We start from the raw sequence: 17,531 nt of genomic DNA on the forward strand, positions 1-17,531 counted from the left end.
GCATGAACCTCGCAGGCGAGGACCACATGTGGGATCTGAGTGCGCCGACCGTGATCACGTTCCTCGTGTACGTGGCAGCCATGATCGGAACCGGTGTCCTGGCCTACACCCGAACGCGCACCTTCACCGACTTCGCTCTGGGGGGCCGCAGGCTCAACGCGCTCGTCGCATCCCTGTCCGCGGGGGCCAGCGACATGTCCGGCTGGCTGTTCCTCGCGCTGCCCGGAGCGGTCTACGCGGCCGGTATCGGCGCCAGCTGGATCGCCGTCGGCCTGGTGATCGGCACCTACCTCAACTGGCTGTTCGTCGCGCCGCGGCTGCGCACCTACACCGAGCGGGCCGGGAACGCCGTGAGCCTGTCGGCCTACCTGGAGGAGCGGTTCGAGGACCGCACCCGGATGCTCAGACTGGTGTCGGCCGCCGTCACCCTGGTGTTCTTCACCGTCTACGTGGCCAGCGGTTTCGTCGCCGGCGGGCTGCTGTTCGAGCAGGTCTTCGACGTCCGGTTCGGTATCGGGGTCACGCTGACCGCCCTGGTGATCGGGGTCTACGCGTGCCTGGGCGGCTTCCTCGCCGTGAGCCTCACACACGTGATGCAGGGCACCCTGATGTTCCTCGCCCTGCTCGTGCTCCCGCTGACCGGTATCGCGGTGCTCGGCGGCTTCGGCGCCCTGGACGACGCCCTCATGGCTGAGACACCGAGTCTGCTGGACATGGGGGCCAGAGTCGGCTACGCGGACGGCCGGTGGTCGGACAATGGGTCCCTCGGTGCGGTGGCGACGATCTCGCTGCTCGCCTGGGGTCTCGGATACTTCGGGCAGCCCCACATCCTGGCCCGCTTCATGGGCATCCGCAGCAACCGCGCCGTCCCCGCGGCCCGCCGCATCGGAACAGCCTGGGCCGCCGTCGTCCTCGCCGGCGCCACACTCGTCGGCCTGGTGGGCATCGGGCAGCTCGGCACCCCACTCGGCGACCCGGACACGGTGTACATCGTCCTGGCCGAGACCCTGCTCACCCCCTGGGTCGCCGGTCTGATGCTGATCGCCGTACTGGCCGCCATCATCTCGACCGCGGACAGTCAGCTCCTCGTGTCGTCCACCGCTCTCACCGAGGACTTCTACCACGCGTTCCTCCACCGGCGGGCCGGGGACAAGGTGCTGGTGCGGGTCGGTCGCGGTGCCGTCGTCCTGGTGATCCTGGTGGCCTTGGTGATCGCGCTCGGGGGCGACGGGCTGCTCGACATCGTCGCCCAGGCCTGGGCGGGCTTCGGAGCGGCCTTCGGGCCGGTGGTCCTCCTCTCGCTGTACTGGCCGCGCATGACCTGGGCGGGGGCCATGGCCGGGATCGTGTCCGGCGCGGCCACGGTGCTGTTCTGGGACCACATCAATCCACTGCTCGGGCCCCTGGAGTCGGGCATCTACGAAATGGTCCCGGGCGTACTGGCCGCCACCGCCGCCGCCCTGCTCTTCGGCCGGTTCGTCGGCAGACCACCGAAACGGGCCTTCTGGCGCATGCCCGGTGGCGCGGTGAGCCAGCTGACGGTCGCGCCCTTTCTCAGCCACGCACCGGTCGGCCTCGCCGTCCTGGACACGGACCTGCGCTACGTCTGGGTGAACGAGTCGCTGGACCGCCTCATCCCCCTCGGCAAGCGACTGGGGCGACAGCTGCGGGAAGTGTTGCCGGGGCCGGAGGCGGAGGCCTTCGAGGCACAGATGCGCAAGGTCCTCGAGACCGGGGAACCGGTGCTGGACTTCGAGTACCGGGGGCCGAGTTACGCCGACCCCGACCGGATGCGCGCGTGCTCCGCCTCCTTCTTCGGCATGAGGGACCGCAAGGGCAGGCACGTGGGCGTCTCCTACCTGGTCGTCGACGTCACCGAGCGCTGGCGGGCCCAGGAACGCCTTGCGCTGCTGAACGACGCGGGCGCTCGTATCGGCAGCACGCTGGAGGTGACGCGGACCGCGCAGGAGCTGGCGGACGAAGCGGTGCCGTTCGTCGCCGAGTTCGTCGCCGTCGACCTGCTGGATTCGGTCATGAGGGGCGATGAGCCCGCTCCCGGGCCGGTGGACCTGACCCCCGTCATCCGTCGTGCCGGCCAGCAGTCGGTCCGCGAGGGCTGTCCGGAGTCGAGCCTGGCCGTGGGGGACACGGTCCGGCGCGCTCCCTTGTCGCCCGTGACCCGGAGCCTGCTGGAGAGCAGAACCCGGGTGGAGAGGGTCCTGGACCCCTCCCACAGCGTCTGGGTGACCGAGGACGAGTCACTGGGAGCCTCCCTCCGCGACTTCGGCTTCCGGTCGCTGATGGTGGTACCGGTACGGGCGCGCGGCGTCACGCTGGGGGTGGCGACGTTCGCCCGGACCGCCCGTATGGAGCCCTTCGAGAACGACGACGTGCGTCTTGCCGAAGAGCTCGTCTCCCGCGCGGCCGTGTGCGTCGACAACGCGCGCCGCTACACGCGCGAGCGCGCCGCGGCCCGCTCCATGCAGCGTTACCTGCTGCCGCAGGAGCTGGCCGGCGGATCCGCCCTGGAGGTGGCCTCCTGGTACCTGCCCGCGGACGCCCCCAGCGGCGTGGGCGGGGACTGGTTCGACGTGATCCCGCTCTCCGGCGCCCGGGTGGCACTGGTCGTGGGGGACGTCGTCGGACACGGCATGAACGCGGCGGCGACCATGGGGCGCCTGCGCACCGCGGTACGCACGCTCGCCGACCTGGACCTCCCCCCGGACGAACTGCTGGCGCACCTCGACGACCTCGTCATCGGTCATCTCGGGGCGTACGACAGCAAGGAGCCGGCGGCGGCCGGCGACGAGAGCGCGGGCGCCGCGTTCCTCGGGGCCACCTGTCTGTACGCGGTGTACGACCCGGTCGGCAGACGGTGCACGCTGGCCCGCGCCGGTCACCTCCCGCCCGTGATCGTCCGTCCCGACGGCAGTGCCGACATCCTCGACCTGCCGGCGGGGCCGCCCCTCGGGCTGGGCTACCTGCCCTTCGAGTCGACCGAGGTGGAGCTGGCCGAGGGCACTCTCCTCGCCCTCTACACGGACGGCCTCATCGAGACCTACGACCGGGACATCGACGCCGGGCTCTCCCGGCTGGGTGAGGCCCTCGCGGTGCGCGGGTGCGGCCTGCGGGAGATCGGCATGGGCGCGGTCGACGCCCTCCTGACGGGTCCGCCGTCCGACGACGTGGCACTGCTCCTGGCCCGGACCCACGTCCTGGCCCCGGACCAGGTCGTCTCCTGGAGCCTGCCCCGCGATCCGGCCGCCGTCGCGCACGCCCGCGGTCTGGTGGGCGAGCAGCTGGAGGAGTGGGCACTGCCCGACCTGACCTTCACCACCGAGCTCATCGTCAGCGAACTGGTCACCAACGCCATCCGCCATGCGACGGGGCCGGTCGGCCTGCGCCTGATCCGGGACCGCGTCCTGATCTGCGAGGTCTCCGACGGCGGCAGCACCTCGCCGCGCCTGCGTCACGCCCGGACCACCGACGAGGGAGGCCGGGGACTGCTGATCGTGGCCCAGCTCGCCCAACGGTGGGGCACCCGCTACACGACGACCGGCAAGGTCATCTGGACGGAGCAGGCGCTCCCCGCCGACACGGTCGTCTAGGGCGTGTCACCCCCGATCCCGCCGTCGGGAAGGTGCCGGGGCCGCGTTCAGTGGCTCGCGGCACCCGACCGGACCGCCGGCCTGCTGCGCGAGACGACGCGTGTGCCGCGAGCGTCGGCGACCCGGACCTGCAGTGAGCCGCATCCGCAGCGCGTCCACTCCGTGCGGCCCGCCGCGGTGGTGTGCCGGGACAGCACCCGGAAAGGCTCTCCCCCGTCCGGCCAGCCGCAGTGCGGGCAGGCGGTGGCGTCGGTGCTGGGCATGGCTGACTCCTCGTACGTCGTGGCTGGTTGACCGTCGCGACACAGCCAGGGTGCGTCCAGGGATCCATACACGTCCAGGTTGACTTTGTGAACAGAACTGTGAAGTCTGAACTTCATGATTGACCTGCGCCGACTGCACGTACTGAGGGCGGTCGCCCACTACGGCACGGTCACCGCCGCCGCCCGGGCCCTGCACTTCACGCCCTCCGCCGCCTCCCAGCAGGTCCGGCAGCTCGCCCGGGAGCTGGGCGTGGACCTGCTGGAGCCGCAGGGGCGCGGGGTGCGTCTCACGCCGGCCGCCGAGAGTCTGCTCGCGCACGCCGACGCCATCCAGGCCCGCTGGGACCAGGCCGAACTGGATCTGCGGGCCGACCACGGGGCGCCTTCCGGGGTGCTGCGGGTGACCGGTTTCCCGGTGGCCGTCTCGGTGCTGCTGGCGCCGATGGCGGCCCGGCTGGGGGAGCGGCATCCGGGGCTGTCCGTGCGGATCACCGAGGCGGGTGTCCCGGAGAGTTTCGACCTGCTCTTCGAGGGTGACACCGAGCTGGCGATCGTCGAGGCGACCCCGCGCAACCCGCCGCTCAGCGACGCGCGGTTCGACCAGCAGCCGCTGCTCGACGACCCGTTCGACCTCGTCGTACCCGAAGGGCACCGGCTGGCGGGGCGGGCCCGGGTCGATCTCGCGGAGGCGGCGCGGGAGGCGTGGATCGCGCCGGTGGAGGACAGCCCCTGCCGTCCGCACGTCCTCTCCGCCTGCGGCGCGGCCGGGTTCACCCCCGAGGTCGTCCATCACGCCCTCGACTGGAACGTCACCGCCCACCTGGTCGCCCACGGGCTCGGCGTCGCCCTCGTCCCGCGCCTGGCCCATCTGACCCCGCACCTGCCGATCGCCCGGGTCCGCTGCACCGGCAACCCCCACCGCAAGCTCCTCACCTGCACCCGGGACGGTGGCCACGCCAGGCCGGCGGTGGCGGCGGCACTCGAGGAACTACGGGTCCTGGCGCCTACGGCGGTCGCCTGAGGGGCCCGGCGGCCCGAGTGGCCCAGGCCCGCGCGATCGGTCCGTGGGTCTGCTCCGTCCCAGGGGCGTGATGGTCCGGGTGCCCGCGCCGTTCGAAGAACCCGGCCGGTCCGAGCGGGCGCTCCTCCCGGGAGGGCCGGGCGGCCTGAGGGCCTGCCCCGCCCCGCCCCGTCCTGCCCGGCGGGTCCGCGGGCCCGACCCGCCCGGGAGCCCGGGTGATGCGAACGGACGGCCCCTCCGAGGCGCCCGGGCGGTCGCAGGGCCGGCCCGCCGGTTCGGTGTGGCCCCGTCCGCAGGGCCCGGCGGGATCCAAGCCCCCGGGGTGTCACCGCCCGGGCGCCCCCACGCGCAGGGCGTCCATGATGAGATCCAGCAGGCGGGTGGCGCGCGGCTGCCAGTCGGTGTGGGGGTCGATCGTCCAGAGCCCCCCGATGGCGAGGAAGAGGTCGTTCGCGGTGATCCCCGGGCGGATGGTGCCTGCCTCCTCGGCGGCCCGGAGCAGGAGTTCGGCCGCCTCGGTCACCGGGGCGTGACCCGGCTTCGCCGGCTGTCCCGGTGCGCTGGTGGCCTGGCGGATGGCGTCGGCCAGGCCCGCCTTGGCCATGGCGAACTGCGCCAGCCGGTCCATCCACTCGCGCAGCGCCCGGTCGGGCTCCCGGCTCTCCAGCAGCGGAGCCGCGGTGTCGGCGACCTGCTGCATCTCGTGCCGGTAGATCTCCAGGACGAGTGCCTCACGGGTGGGGAAGTGACGGTAGAAGGTGCCCTGCCCGACGCCCGCCTTCTTGGCGATCGCGCTCAGCGGGACACCCGCCGAACGCGTCAGTTCCTCCAGCGCCACTTCCAGGATGCGCTCGCGGTTGCGCTGCGCGTCCGAGCGCAGGGGAGCGTCCTTCTTCTGCCGCACTCGCCCTCCTCGCGGGCCGTGGCCGAAACCGGGCCCTTGTTAAGCGGACAGCTGTCCGGTACGTTCTCCGATTAGCGGACAGCTGTCCGCTTGTTCCATCGTATCGGCGTGCCGCCCATGCGGACAGCCCGTGGCCGCTGTGCCCCGGCCCGCCCCGCCCCGGACCTGCGGCGGGTGCGAACCGGCATCGCCACCCGCAGCCGCGGCGACCCCGCTCACCCCCGACCTCGCGATGTGAGAGAGAAGGCTTCCATGCCCCCATCGACGTCCAGCGACCTCACCCTGTCCGTCAACGGCGAGAAGTACACGCTGACCGTCGACCACCGCACCACCCTGCTCGACGCCCTGCGTGAACGACTCGACATGACGGGCACCAAGAAGGGCTGCGACCAGGGCCAGTGCGGCGCCTGCACGGTCCTGCTCGACGGCCGCCGGGCCGTCTCCTGCCTCCAGCTCGCGGTGGCCGCCGAGGGGCGCGAGATCACCACCATCGAAGGCGTGGCCGAGGGCGGGCAACTGCACCCCGTGCAGCAGGCCTTCCTCGACCTGGACGGCTTCCAGTGCGGCTACTGCACGCCGGGCCAGATCTGCTCGGCCATCGCCGTGATCGAGGAGCACGCGGCCGGCTGGCCGAGCGCGGTCACCGGCGACGTCCGGCCCGAGGCGGGGCCACCACCGCTCACCCCGGAGGAGATCCGCGAGCGCATGAGCGGCAACCTGTGCCGCTGCGGCGCATACGTGTCGATCGTCCAGGCCGTGGCAAGGGCCGCGGAGGAGACGAAGGGAGCGGCGGCATGAGGGAGTTCGGCTACCAGCGGGCGTACGACGTCCCGGGCGCCGTGGCGCTGCTCGACGGCGACGGGGAAGCCCGTTTCCTGGGCGGCGGCACCAACCTCGTCGACCTGATGAAGACCGGCGTCGAGCGGCCCGCCCGGCTCGTCGACGTACGCGAACTGCCCCTGAACCGCGTCGAGCCGGCCGAGGACGGCGGGCTGCGCATCGGGGCGACCGTCACCAACAGCGATCTGGCCGCCCATCCCGAGGTCCGGCGCCGCTACCCGGCACTCGCCCAGGCGGTGCTGGCCGGAGCCTCCGGGCAACTGCGCAACGTGGCCACCGTCGGCGGCAACCTGCTCCAGCGCACCCGGTGCGGCTACTTCGCCGACATCAGCTCCCCCTGCAACAAGCGCGCCCCCGGCAGCGGCTGCCCCGCCATCACCGGCGAGCACCACAATCACGCCGTCCTGGGCGCCTCCGGCGACTGCGTGGCCACGCACCCCTCCGACATGGGCGTGGCGCTGGCCGCTTTCGACGCGAGCGTGTCGTACGAGACGGCAGCCGGGCCGGGGGAGTTGCCGCTCGCCGACTTCTACCTGCCGGTGGGGGAGACCCCGCATCTGGAGACCGCCCTGCCGCCGGGTGCGCTCATCACCGGCGTCACCCTGCCGCCCACCGCCACAGCGGCCAACTCCCGCTACCGCAAGGTGCGCGAGCGGGCTTCGTACGCCTTCGCCATCGGCTCCATCGCCGCCGCGCTCGACGTACGGGACGGCCTCGTCCACGACGTGCGCCTGGCCTTCGGCGCGGTCGCCTCCCGCCCGTGGCGCGCCCGTACGGCCGAACGCGCCCTGACCGGCGCCCCGGCAGACGCGGAGAACTTCGCGGCCGCCGCGGACGCCGAACTGGCGGCCGCCAGGCCCCTGCCCCACAACGGATACAAGGTGACCCTGATGCGCAACCTCGTCGTGGCCGTGCTGAGCGAACTCGCCGAGGAGGCCGCCCGATGACCACCGCCGCCACCAGGGGAGCCGTCGGCACCGCGCACACGCGCGTGGAGGGCCGCGACAAGGTCACCGGAGCGGCCCGTTACGCCGGCGAGATCCCCTTCGCCGAACTGGCTCACGGCTGGCTGGTGCTGTCCACCGTCGCCCGCGGGCGCGTTCGCGCCATGGACACCGAGGTCGTGCTCGGGATGCCCGGCGTCCTCACCGTGCTCCACCACCACAACGCCCCGCGCGTCGACACCGGATACACCGGCATGATGGGCACCCCGCCGGACCCGGGCGCCGGCCTCTTCCAGCACGACCGTGTGTCCCACGTGGGCTGGCCCGTGGCCCTGGTCGTCGCCGAGACCTCCGAGCAGGCCAGGGAGGCCGCCGAGGCGCTCGTGGTGCACTACGACCAGGAGCCCCACGACGTCGCGTTCTCGTCGGAGCGCGAGGACGAGGCGTACGCGCTCGACGGGCATGTGCCGGCCGTGGTGGAGAAGGGCGATCTGGAGGCCGGACTCGCGGCGTCCGCCGTCGTGGTGGACGCGGAGTACACCACCCCGGAGGAGCACCACAACCCGATGGAGCCGCACGCGGCGACGGCCCGCTGGGAGGGCGGCCGGCTGGAGGTCGTCGACTCCAACCAGGGCACCAACTGGGTCGCCGGCGAGCTCGCGAACCTGTTCTCCCTCGACCCGGCCTCCGTGCGGGTCCGCTCCGAGCACGTCGGCGGTGGTTTCGGCAGCAAGGGCGCCCGCGCGCACCAGGTGGCCGCCGTGATGGCCGCGACCGTGCTGCAGCGCCCGGTCCGGGTCGTCATGACCCGGCGGCAGATGTTCTCCCTGGCCGGCCATCGCAGCCCCACCGCCCAGCGGGTCCGGCTCGGCGCCGACGCGGACGGGCGGCTGCGCGCCCTGGAGCACCGGTCGCTGAACCAGACCTCGACCGTCCACGACTTCGTCGAGCCGAGCGCGGCGGCGAGCCGGTCGATGTACGCCGCCGACGCCCACCACACGGCCAGCAGGCTCGTGAAGCTCGACGTCCCCACCCCCACCTGGATGCGCGCCCCGGGTGAGGCGCCGGGCTCGTTCGCGCTGGAGTCGGCGCTCGACGAGCTCGCCGAGCGGTGCGGCATCGACCCCATCGAGCTGCGGGTCCGCAACGAGCCCGCGGTGGGCCCGGTCTCCGGGCTGCCGTTCAGCGGCCGCAACCTGATCGCCTGCTTCCGGGAAGGCGCCCGCAGGTTCGGCTGGGCCGAGCGGGACCCACGGCCCGGAGTACGCCGGGAGGGCAGCTGGCTGCTCGGCACGGGCACCGCGGCGGCCTCCTTCCCCGCGATGGCCGTGCCGTCCACGGCGGCCGTGACCGCGGAGGCGGACGGCACCTTCACGGTGGGCGTCAACGCCGCGGACATCGGCACCGGCGCCAGGACCGCGCTCACCCTGGTCGCCGCCGACGCCCTCGAGGTGCCCACGGACCGTGTCCGGGTGCGGATCGGGGACAGCGACCTCGGCCCCGCGATGATCGCCGGCGGTTCGGCGGGCACCCGTTCCTGGGGCTGGGCCGTCACGGCCGCCGCCGAGGAGCTGCGCCAGAGCCTCGCGCCGGGTGCCGGCATCCCGCCGGAGGGCATCACCGTACGGTCGAACACGGCCGAGGCCATCGGGGCGCTGGCCCAGAAGGAGCGGCACTCGTTCGGGGCGCAGTTCGCGGAGGTCGCCGTCGACCCCGCCACCGGCGAGGTCCGCGTGCGCCGCATGCTGGGCATCTTCGCGGCCGGCCGGATCGTCAACCCGCTCACCGCCCGCAACCAGTTCGTCGGCGGCATGACCTGGGGCATCTCCATGGCCCTGCACGAGGAAGCCGTCCGGGACCGGGCGAGCGGTGGCCTCTACGGCGCCGACCTCGCCGGCTACCACATCGCCGCGCACGCCGACGTCCCGCACATCGAGGCCGACTGGGTCGACGACCCCGACCCGGACGACCCGGTCGGCATCAAGGGCATCGGCGAGGTCGGCATCGTGGGCGCGGCCGCGGCGGTCGCCAACGCCGTGTGGCACGCGACCGGCGTACGCCACCGGAACCTGCCGATCCGGCCCGACCGCGTGCTGCTGGCGGGCGGCGATGCTTGATCTCGCAGGGCCCCTGCACGAGTGGATCGAGGAGGGCCGGGACTTCGCCGTCGCCACGGTCGTCGCCGTCGGCGGCAGTGCCCCGCGCCCGCCCGGCGCCGCGCTCGCCGTCTCCGTGGACGGCACGGCCATCGGCTCGGTCTCCGGGGGCTGTGTGGAAGGAGCGGTGTACGACCTGTGCCTGCAGGCCCTCCGGGACGGCGGGACACTGGTCGAACGGTTCGGCTACAGCGACGAGGACGCCTTCGCGGTGGGGCTGACCTGCGGCGGGACCATCGACGTCATGATCACCCCGTTTCCGGGCGGTCGTGCGGTCGAGGTCGCCGCGCTGGCGGCTGCCGCCCGGGCCGAGCCGGTGGCCCTGGCCCGGGTCGCGCGAGGCCCCGCCGGTGTCCTCGGCCGGGCCCTGCTGGTCCGCCCCGACGGCTCGTACGACGGTGGCCTCGGTGGTGCCCCGGACCTGGACCGCGCGGCGCTCGACCGGGCCCGTGCCCTGCTCGGTACCGGCCGCACCGGCACCGTGGAGCTGTCCGAGGACGGGTCGTACTGCCCCGGCGGTCTCACCCTGCTCGTCGAGTCGGCCGTCTCTCCGCCCCGCATGATCGTCTTCGGTGCGATCGACTTCGCGGCGGCTCTGGTACGGGCGGGCGGGTTCCTCGGCTACCACGTCACCGTGTGCGACGCCCGCCCCGTCTTCGCCACCCGGGCCCGCTTCCCGGAGGCCGACGAGATCGTCGTCGACTGGCCCGACCGCTACTTGCGGCGCACCGAGACCGACGGGCGGACGGTGCTGTGCGTGCTCACCCACGACGCGAAGTTCGACATCCCCCTGCTGACCGAGGCGCTGCGGCTGCCCGTCGCCTACGTCGGCGCCATGGGCTCCCGCCGCACCCATGAGGACCGCAACCGGCGGCTGCGGGACGCGGGCGTGAGCGAGCGCGAGCTGGCCCGGCTCAGATCGCCGATCGGCCTCGACCTGGGGGCCCGCACGCCCGAGGAGACCGCCGTGTCCATCGCGGCGGAGATCATCGCGGCACGGCACGGCGGCACGGGGGCACCGCTCACCGGTTCGGCCGCTCCGATCCACGGAGCTGGGCGAAAGACGCATCCGCAACCGGCCTGAAGGCCATCCCGCGCCGCTCCGGAGCAGGCCGGGATGCCGGGCGTCTGTCCGGGGTGTGCCCCGAGCCCGCTTCCGGTCTGGCCGGCGGAGATCCTTCCTCCGGCATGCCGAAGGGGCCGGGGCCGTTGCCGGCCGCGGCCCCTCCGTGGGCGCGAGGTGAGGACGGTCAGGCCGCGGCGGGCTCCGAGGCGTGACCGTGCAGCCGGGCGATGACCTCGGTCAGCTGCTCGGCGACCTCGGCGTCGTCCGCCGGGTGGGTCTCGGCGAAACGGGTCATCGAGCCGGGGATGGACAGCTTGACGTCCTCAAGGACCTTGCCGCCGGCCACGCCCACGGACTTGCGGGTCTCGTCGTGCGCCCAGACACCGCCGTACTGGCCGAACGCGGTGCCGACCACGGCGACCGGCTTGCCGCCGAGCGCACCGGCACCGTACGGGCGGGACAGCCAGTCGATGGCGTTCTTCAGGACGGCGGGGATGGTCCCGTTGTACTCGGGCGTGAAGAGGATCAGGCCGTCCGCGGCGTTCGCGGCCTCACGCAGCCGTGCGGCGGCCGCCGGGACGCTGCCCTCGACGTCGATGTCCTCGTTGTAGAAGGGAATCTCGGCCAGACCTTCGAACAGGTCGACCTCGGCACCTTCGGGGGCGAGCTTGACGGCCGCCTCGGCAAGCTGGCGGTTGTGCGAACCGGCGCGGAGGCTGCCGACGAGGGCGAGGATACGAACGGACATGCTGACTCCCACATCTGAGGCACTGCTCTGAAAACACTGCTGGGACGATCCGGACCGGGGTCCGTTTAACGTTCTAGCATCCTAACCGGACCGCGGTCCAGTTTTGTTCCCGATGCTTTACGCTGGTTTCATGTCCGCCGCCCCGCCTCCCTACCCGACGCCCCGGGAGTCCGTCGGCCACCCCGAGCTGCTGCAGCTCGGCACCGCCCTGGAGGACGACGAGCCGTGCCTGCGGGCCGACGCCGCGCGCAACCGCGCCCGGCTGCTGGAGGCCGCCGGGCGGCTGGTGGCGGAGCGCGGCGCGGAGGCCGTCACGATGGAGGCCGTGGCCGCCGAGGCCTGTGTCGGCAAGGGCACGGTCTTCCGCAGGTTCGGCGACCGTACCGGCCTGCTGACGGCGCTGCTCGACCACTCCGAGAAGAAGTTCCAGGCCGCGTTCCTCGGTGGCCCCCCGCCGCTCGGGCCCGGGGCGCCGCCCGTGGAACGGCTGCGGGCGTTCGGCTGCGCGATGCTGCGCCGCTCGGCCGACGAGCTGGAGCTGCAGCTGGCGGCCGAACCCGGCGCGAGCCGCCGCTACGTCGCTCCCGCCCGCCGCGTACTGCGGCACCACATGGAGATGCTGCTGCGCGGGGCGGCCCCCGAGGCGGACTGCGAACTCCTCTCCCACGCGCTGATGGGCCAGCTGGACCCGGCCCTGATCCACCACCTGACCAAGCAGAGCGGCATACCGTTGTCCCGCCTGGAGGCCGCGTGGATCGATCTGGTCGACCGGGTGACGGGCGCGGGCGCCGCCCGCTGAACGTCCCCCGCTCCACCCCGTGAGCGCTCACGAGTTCCTCACAACTCCCCCGCCGGAAGCGCGCATTGGGGCTTCTGCCAAGATGCCGTACGTCATGGTGCAGATACCGAAAACGCCCGCGCCCCCGTCCCCCGCACCGTCGCGCTCCGTTCCCACGAGCGCCGATGTGGCCCGCCTGGCCGGCGTCTCGCGCGCGACCGTCTCCTACGTCCTCAACAACACCAGCGCCGTCCGGATCAGCGAACCCACCCGTCGCCGCGTGCACGAGGCCGCGAAGGAGCTCGGGTACGTGCCGCACGCGGCGGCCCGCAGCCTGCGCGCCGGGCACAGCCGGATGGTCCTGATCCCCGCGCCGACCTTCCCCGTCGGCCCGCTCTACAGCCGGTTCCTCACCGACCTCCAGGGATCGCTCGCCGGTCTCGACTACACGGTCGTGCAGTACGGCACAGGCGGCCCGCACGGTGACGAAGCCGCCCGCGCCTGGGCCGAGTTGCGGCCCGTGGCCGTGCTCGTGCCCGGCTCCGGGCTCGGGCCGCGCGGGGTGGCGGTGCTCAAGCGCTCGGGGGCGCGGGCCGTGGTCACCCTCGGCCCCGAGACCATCGAAGGTGCGCACGCGCTGCTCATGGACCACGACGTGGTCGGCCACAGTGCGGGCGCCCATCTCTACGACCGCGGCCGGCGCCGGATCGGCGTCGTCGTCCCGCAGGAAACCGGCCTCGACGCGTTCTCCGCACCCCGCCTCGACGGAGTGCGCCAGTCCGTGCGCGGCACGGACGCCACGGTGACCGAACTGCCCCTCGCCTACGACGAGCAGGCCGCGGCGCGGCTCGCAGCCCGCTGGCGCACCCTGGGCCTGGACGCCGTGTTCACCTACAACGACGAGTACGCGATGCTGCTGATGCGGGCCTTACAGGACGAGGGCATCCGCATCCCCGAGGAGACGGCCGTGGTCGGCGCCGACGACCTGATGCTCGGGCGGCTGCTGCGGCCCCGGCTGAGCACGGTCCATCTGCACCTGCCCTGCGGCCGTGAACTCGCCGAGCTGGTCGACCGCGCGGTGCGCAAGCCCGCCGGCGAGCCCGAGACGCACAAGGTGCTGGGGGCGACGGTGCTGCACCGCGAATCGAGTTAGGGGTCCTTTCACTATGAGCGTCCGATCGGGTCGCGTGGTCTGGTGCCGTGCATCGCAGGGCGCCGGAGAGCCCTCGATGGGGGTGCCCTCTGCTCGAGCGAAGGCGAGAGCTCGGGGGAGGAGCTACCAGGGCTTTTTCGGCGAGGCGGCGAGGCGCGGTGCCAGGCCGCGCGCCCCGGGCGGGCATGGTGAAAGGACCCCTTGGTCCGGCGGGGTGCGACCGGCCGGCAGGGTCCGACTCCCCGGCAGGGGCCGCCGGTCCGGCTTTCGTGGCGCGGCGGGGCTAGGATGTTGCATGCTCAACAAAACGGGGGCGCGTTCCCGCGCGGGCCGCGGCACACACCGCTGCGCACGCTCGGCGCGCCCCGCCATGTGACCGCCGAACCGGCCGCGCACGCACGGGAGTTACGCCCCCCCCGTCAGCCGGTGACGATCGATCGGAGAGCCGTCATGCCGTTGCTCGACACCAGGACCTGGCAGTCCCGCCGCCTCGCGGGGCCCGGGTACACCGTCACCGAGCCCGCCACCGGCCAGGCCCTCGGCAGCCTCGCCCTCGCCACCCCGGAGGACGTCGGCGCCGCCGCCGGGCAGGCCGCCACGGCCCAGCGCGCGTGGGCACGCGCCCCGCACTTCGCCCGTGCCGCCGTACTCCGCAAGGCGGGCGACCTGTTCAGCGAGCACGCCGCCGAACTGCGGGAATGGCTCGTCCGTGAATCGGGCTCCGTCCCCGGCAAGGCCGACTTCGAACTGCACGTCGCCGCCCAGGAGTGCTACGAGGCCGCCGCGCTCGCCTCCCGCCCGGCCGGCCAGGTCCTGCCCAGCGAGGCGCCACGCCTGTCCTACACGCGCCGCGTCCCGGCCGGTGTGGTGGGTGTGATCTCGCCGTTCAACGCCCCGCTGATCCTGTCCATCCGCTCCGTCGCACCGGCCCTTGCGCTGGGCAACGCGGTCCTGCTCAAGCCCGATCCGCGCACGGCCGTCTGCGGAGGGCTGTCCCTCGCCGCGGTCTTCGCCGCCGCGGGCCTGCCGGAGGACCTGCTGCACGTGCTCCCCGGCGGCCCGGACGCCGGACAGGCCCTGGTCGCCGACCCGGGCGTGCCGGTCATCTCCTTCACCGGCTCCACCGCCGCCGGCCGGGCCGTGGGCGAGGCGGCCGGGCGCCACCTCAAGCGGGCCCACCTGGAACTGGGCGGCAACTCCGCCATGATCGTGCTGGAGGACGCCGACCTCGACGCGGTGATCTCCACGGCCGCCTGGGGCTCGTTCTTCCACCAGGGCCAGATCTGCATGACCACCGGACGCCACCTGGTGCACGCGTCCCTCTACGACGAGTACGTCGAGCGGCTGGCCGCCAAGGCGGACTCCCTCGCCGTCGGCGACCCGTACCGCGACCAGGTCCACCTGGGACCCATCATCGACTCGGGCCAGCTCGACAAGATCAGCGGCCTGGTGGAGGCCAGCACGACCGCGGGCGCCAAGCTCGCCGCCGGCGGCACCCACGACCGGCTCTTCTACCGGCCGACGGTCCTCGCCCACGTCGACGACCGCACCCCCGCGTACGCGGAGGAGGTCTTCGGCCCGGTGGCACCCGTCCGTTCCTTCACCACCGCCGACGAGGCGGCGGCCCTGGCCGCGCAGAGCCCGTACGGCCTCTCCCTGGGCATCGTCACCAGGGATCCCGCCCGTGGCCTCGATCTCGCCGAGCGCATCCCGACCGGCATCGTCCACATCAACGACCAGACCGTGAACGACGAGGCCGTGGCGCCCTTCGGCGGAGTCGCCGCCTCCGGCACCGGCGCCCGCTTCGGCGGTGAGGCCAACCTGGAGGCCTTCACCGAACTGCGCTGGACGACGGTACGCGGAGACGTCGCTCCGTACCCCTTCTAGGGCCCCCGTACCCCTCGCAAGGGCCCGGCTCCCGGGCCCTTGCGGACGGGTCACTCTCCCGCGCCCCGGGACGGGTCACTCGGCAGGCTGCTGGGCCTGCTGCTCGGCGATCGCCTTGCGGACCTCGTCCATGTCGAGGTTGCGGGCCTGCCCGATGACGTCCGTCAGGGCGGCCTCGGGCAGGGCGCCCGGCTGGGCGAACACGGCGACCTGGTCGCGCACGATCATCAGCGTGGGGATGGACTGGATACCGAAGGCCGCGGCCAGCTCGGGCTGCGCCTCGGTGTCCACCTTGCCGAACACCAGGTCCGGGTTCTCCCCCGCCGCCTTCTCGTACACCGGGGCGAACTGCTTGCACGGCCCGCACCAGTCGGCCCAGAAGTCGATCAGGACGAACTCGTTGTCCGTGACCGTCTGGTCGAAGTTCTCCTTGGTGAGCTCCACGGTGCTGCTCATGGCGTAAATCCCTCTTCCTGGTGTGGGGTCAAGCCGTCGGCACAACACGGCCGACCGGACACGTATTCCGCGCCCCTACCCATGTGGCCAGGGCGCACACCACCCACCAGACTGACCCCATGACAGAAACGGAAACCAACGCGTACGACGTCGTGGTGCTCGGGGCCGGGCCCGTGGGGGAGAACGTCGCCGACCGCACCCGCGCCGCCGGACTGACCACCGCGGTCGTGGAGAGCGAACTGGTCGGCGGCGAGTGCTCCTACTGGGCGTGCATGCCCAGCAAAGCCCTGCTGCGGCCGGTCATCGCCCGGGCGGACGCCCGCCGCGTACCGGGACTGCGTCACTCGGTGCAGGGCCCCCTCGACGCGTCCGCGGTCCTCGCCCACCGGGACTACTACACGTCCCACTGGAAGGACGACGGTCAGGTCGGGTGGCTCGAGTCCGTCGGCGCCGACCTCTACCGCGGCCACGGGCGCCTCACCGGCCCTCGCACGGTGACGGTCACCGGCCCAGGCGGGGGCGAGCGCGTTCTGACCGCCCGGCACGCCGTCGCCGTCTGCACCGGCAGCCGCGCCGCCCTGCCCGGCCTGCCCGGGCTCGACGCCGTCAAGCCGTGGACCAGCCGGGAGGCCACCAGCTCCGGGACCGTGCCCGGCCGGCTGATCGTGATCGGCGGCGGCGTGGTCGCCACCGAGATGGCCACCGCCTGGCAGGCCCTCGGCTCGCAGGTCACCCTGCTCGTCCGCGGCAAGGGCCTGCTCCCGCGGATGGAGCCCTTCGCCGGGGAACTGATCGCCGAGGCGCTCACGGAAGCCGGAGCGGACGTCCGTACGGGTACCTCGGTCGAGTCGGTGACCCGGGAGAACGGGACGGTCGTGGCCGTCACCGGTGCGGGCGAGAGCATCGAGGCCGACGAGATCCTCTTCGCCACCGGCCGTGCCCCGCGCACCGACGACATCGGCCTGGAGACCATCGGCCTCGACCCCGGCTCCTGGCTGCCGGTCGACGACAGCCTCCGCGTGACCGGCCACGAGTGGCTGTACGCGGTCGGCGACGTGAACCACCGTGCCCTCCTCACCCACCAGGGCAAGTACCAGGCCCGCATCGCGGGCGCCGCCATCGCCGCACGCGCCACCGGGGAGACATCTCTCGTCGAGCCCTGGGGTGCCCACGCCGCGACCGCCGACCACGCCGCCGTCCCCCAGGTCGTCTTCACCGACCCGGAGGCGGCGGCCGTGGGCCTGTCCCTCGCCGAGGCGGAACAGGCCGGGCACCGGGTGAAGGCCGTCGACGTGGACCTGTCGACCGTCGCCGGGGCCGGCCTGTACGCCGACGGCTACCAGGGCCGCGCCCGCATGGTCGTCGACCTCGAGAACGAGATCCTGCGCGGTGTCACCCTGGTCGGCCCCGGCGTCGGCGAACTCATCCACGCCGCGACCATCGCGGTCGCCGGACAGGTCCCGGTCAGCCGCCTGTGGCACGCGGTCCCCTCGTACCCGACGGTCAGCGAGGTGTGGCTGCGGTTGCTGGAGGCGTACCGGGACGCCTGACCCTCGGCTCGGCCGGCGCCCTGTGCCGGACGGCCCCGCCCGGGGCCACGCGTGCGCGGGCACCACCGGCTCACGGTGGTCGTCGTCCCGAACGGCACGGTCCAGGCCGCGCGCGGACGGGATGCGGTCGGTGACGGTGACCGACTGGTCGGCGGCG

At 73.4% G+C, this 17,531-nt stretch carries 14 protein-coding genes; 10 read left to right on the forward strand and 4 right to left on the reverse strand.

Features of this window, described 5'->3' with window-relative positions:
• The first annotated feature begins 2 nt into the window (after window positions 1–2).
• Entirely contained in the window at window positions 3–3,608 is a 3,606-nt protein-coding gene (putP, locus tag ACFU3E_RS18135; protein WP_384158612.1) for a sodium/proline symporter PutP, read from the forward strand.
• Between the two features lie 47 nt (window positions 3,609–3,655).
• Here putP and ACFU3E_RS18140 read toward each other — a convergent pair whose 3' ends face one another.
• The gene (locus ACFU3E_RS18140; protein WP_384158615.1) at window positions 3,656–3,871 is read right to left on the reverse strand and encodes a hypothetical protein; all 216 of its coding nucleotides are present in this window, start codon (window positions 3,869–3,871) and stop codon (window positions 3,656–3,658) included.
• Window positions 3,872–3,986: 115 nt separating this feature from the next.
• Here ACFU3E_RS18140 and ACFU3E_RS18145 point away from each other — a divergent pair, with 115 nt between their 5' ends.
• Complete coding sequence (locus ACFU3E_RS18145) at window positions 3,987–4,892, forward strand: LysR family transcriptional regulator (protein ID WP_384158618.1); 906 nt, start codon at window positions 3,987–3,989, stop codon at window positions 4,890–4,892.
• A 325-nt stretch (window positions 4,893–5,217) separates the two neighbouring features.
• On the opposite strand, the gene ACFU3E_RS18150 is transcribed toward ACFU3E_RS18145, so the two are convergent.
• Window positions 5,218–5,796 (reverse strand): TetR/AcrR family transcriptional regulator, encoded by a 579-nt coding sequence (locus ACFU3E_RS18150; protein WP_384158620.1) that lies wholly within the window; start codon window positions 5,794–5,796, stop codon window positions 5,218–5,220.
• Window positions 5,797–6,048: 252 nt separating this feature from the next.
• Here ACFU3E_RS18150 and ACFU3E_RS18155 point away from each other — a divergent pair, with 252 nt between their 5' ends.
• From ACFU3E_RS18155 to ACFU3E_RS18170, 4 genes are read left to right on the forward strand one after another with little or no spacing between them, the layout of a single operon-like run.
• Entirely contained in the window at window positions 6,049–6,594 is a 546-nt protein-coding gene (locus ACFU3E_RS18155; RefSeq protein ID WP_384158623.1) for a (2Fe-2S)-binding protein, read from the forward strand.
• Complete coding sequence (locus tag ACFU3E_RS18160) at window positions 6,591–7,583, forward strand: FAD binding domain-containing protein (protein ID WP_384158626.1); 993 nt, start codon at window positions 6,591–6,593, stop codon at window positions 7,581–7,583. The genes ACFU3E_RS18155 and ACFU3E_RS18160 overlap by 4 nt, the downstream gene beginning before the upstream one ends.
• Window positions 7,580–9,697 (forward strand): xanthine dehydrogenase family protein molybdopterin-binding subunit, encoded by a 2,118-nt coding sequence (locus ACFU3E_RS18165; protein ID WP_384158629.1) that lies wholly within the window; start codon window positions 7,580–7,582, stop codon window positions 9,695–9,697. Before ACFU3E_RS18160 ends, ACFU3E_RS18165 begins: the two co-directional genes overlap by 4 nt.
• Window positions 9,690–10,820: an XdhC family protein gene (locus ACFU3E_RS18170; RefSeq protein ID WP_384158632.1), complete on the forward strand. Its 1,131-nt coding sequence runs from the start codon at window positions 9,690–9,692 to the stop codon at window positions 10,818–10,820. The genes ACFU3E_RS18165 and ACFU3E_RS18170 overlap by 8 nt, the downstream gene beginning before the upstream one ends.
• 166 nt (window positions 10,821–10,986) lie before the next feature.
• On the opposite strand, the gene ACFU3E_RS18175 is transcribed toward ACFU3E_RS18170, so the two are convergent.
• Complete coding sequence (locus ACFU3E_RS18175; RefSeq protein ID WP_384158635.1) at window positions 10,987–11,550, reverse strand: NAD(P)H-dependent oxidoreductase; 564 nt, start codon at window positions 11,548–11,550, stop codon at window positions 10,987–10,989.
• Window positions 11,551–11,680: 130 nt separating this feature from the next.
• Between ACFU3E_RS18175 and ACFU3E_RS18180 the strand changes: the two genes are divergently transcribed.
• From ACFU3E_RS18180 to ACFU3E_RS18190, 3 genes are all read left to right on the forward strand, one after another.
• Window positions 11,681–12,349, forward strand: a complete 669-nt coding sequence (locus tag ACFU3E_RS18180) for a TetR/AcrR family transcriptional regulator (RefSeq protein WP_384158638.1) — start codon at window positions 11,681–11,683, stop codon at window positions 12,347–12,349.
• A gap of 94 nt (window positions 12,350–12,443) precedes the next feature.
• The gene (locus tag ACFU3E_RS18185) at window positions 12,444–13,481 is read left to right on the forward strand and encodes a LacI family DNA-binding transcriptional regulator (protein ID WP_384158641.1); all 1,038 of its coding nucleotides are present in this window, start codon (window positions 12,444–12,446) and stop codon (window positions 13,479–13,481) included.
• Window positions 13,482–13,931: 450 nt separating this feature from the next.
• Window positions 13,932–15,368, forward strand: coding sequence for a benzaldehyde dehydrogenase (locus ACFU3E_RS18190; protein WP_384158643.1), 1,437 nt, complete (start codon window positions 13,932–13,934; stop codon window positions 15,366–15,368).
• A 75-nt stretch (window positions 15,369–15,443) separates the two neighbouring features.
• Here the strand turns inward: ACFU3E_RS18190 and trxA are convergent, their stop codons facing one another.
• Window positions 15,444–15,824, reverse strand: a complete 381-nt coding sequence (gene trxA, locus ACFU3E_RS18195; RefSeq protein ID WP_384158646.1) for a thioredoxin — start codon at window positions 15,822–15,824, stop codon at window positions 15,444–15,446.
• A 119-nt stretch (window positions 15,825–15,943) separates the two neighbouring features.
• On the opposite strand from trxA, the gene ACFU3E_RS18200 reads away from it, so the two are divergent.
• Window positions 15,944–17,374, forward strand: a complete 1,431-nt coding sequence (locus tag ACFU3E_RS18200; protein ID WP_384158648.1) for a dihydrolipoyl dehydrogenase family protein — start codon at window positions 15,944–15,946, stop codon at window positions 17,372–17,374.
• Window positions 17,375–17,531: the final 157 nt, after the last annotated feature.

This window comes from Streptomyces sp. NPDC057424, from assembly GCF_042803315.1.
GTDB lineage: Bacteria > Actinomycetota > Actinomycetes > Streptomycetales > Streptomycetaceae > Streptomyces.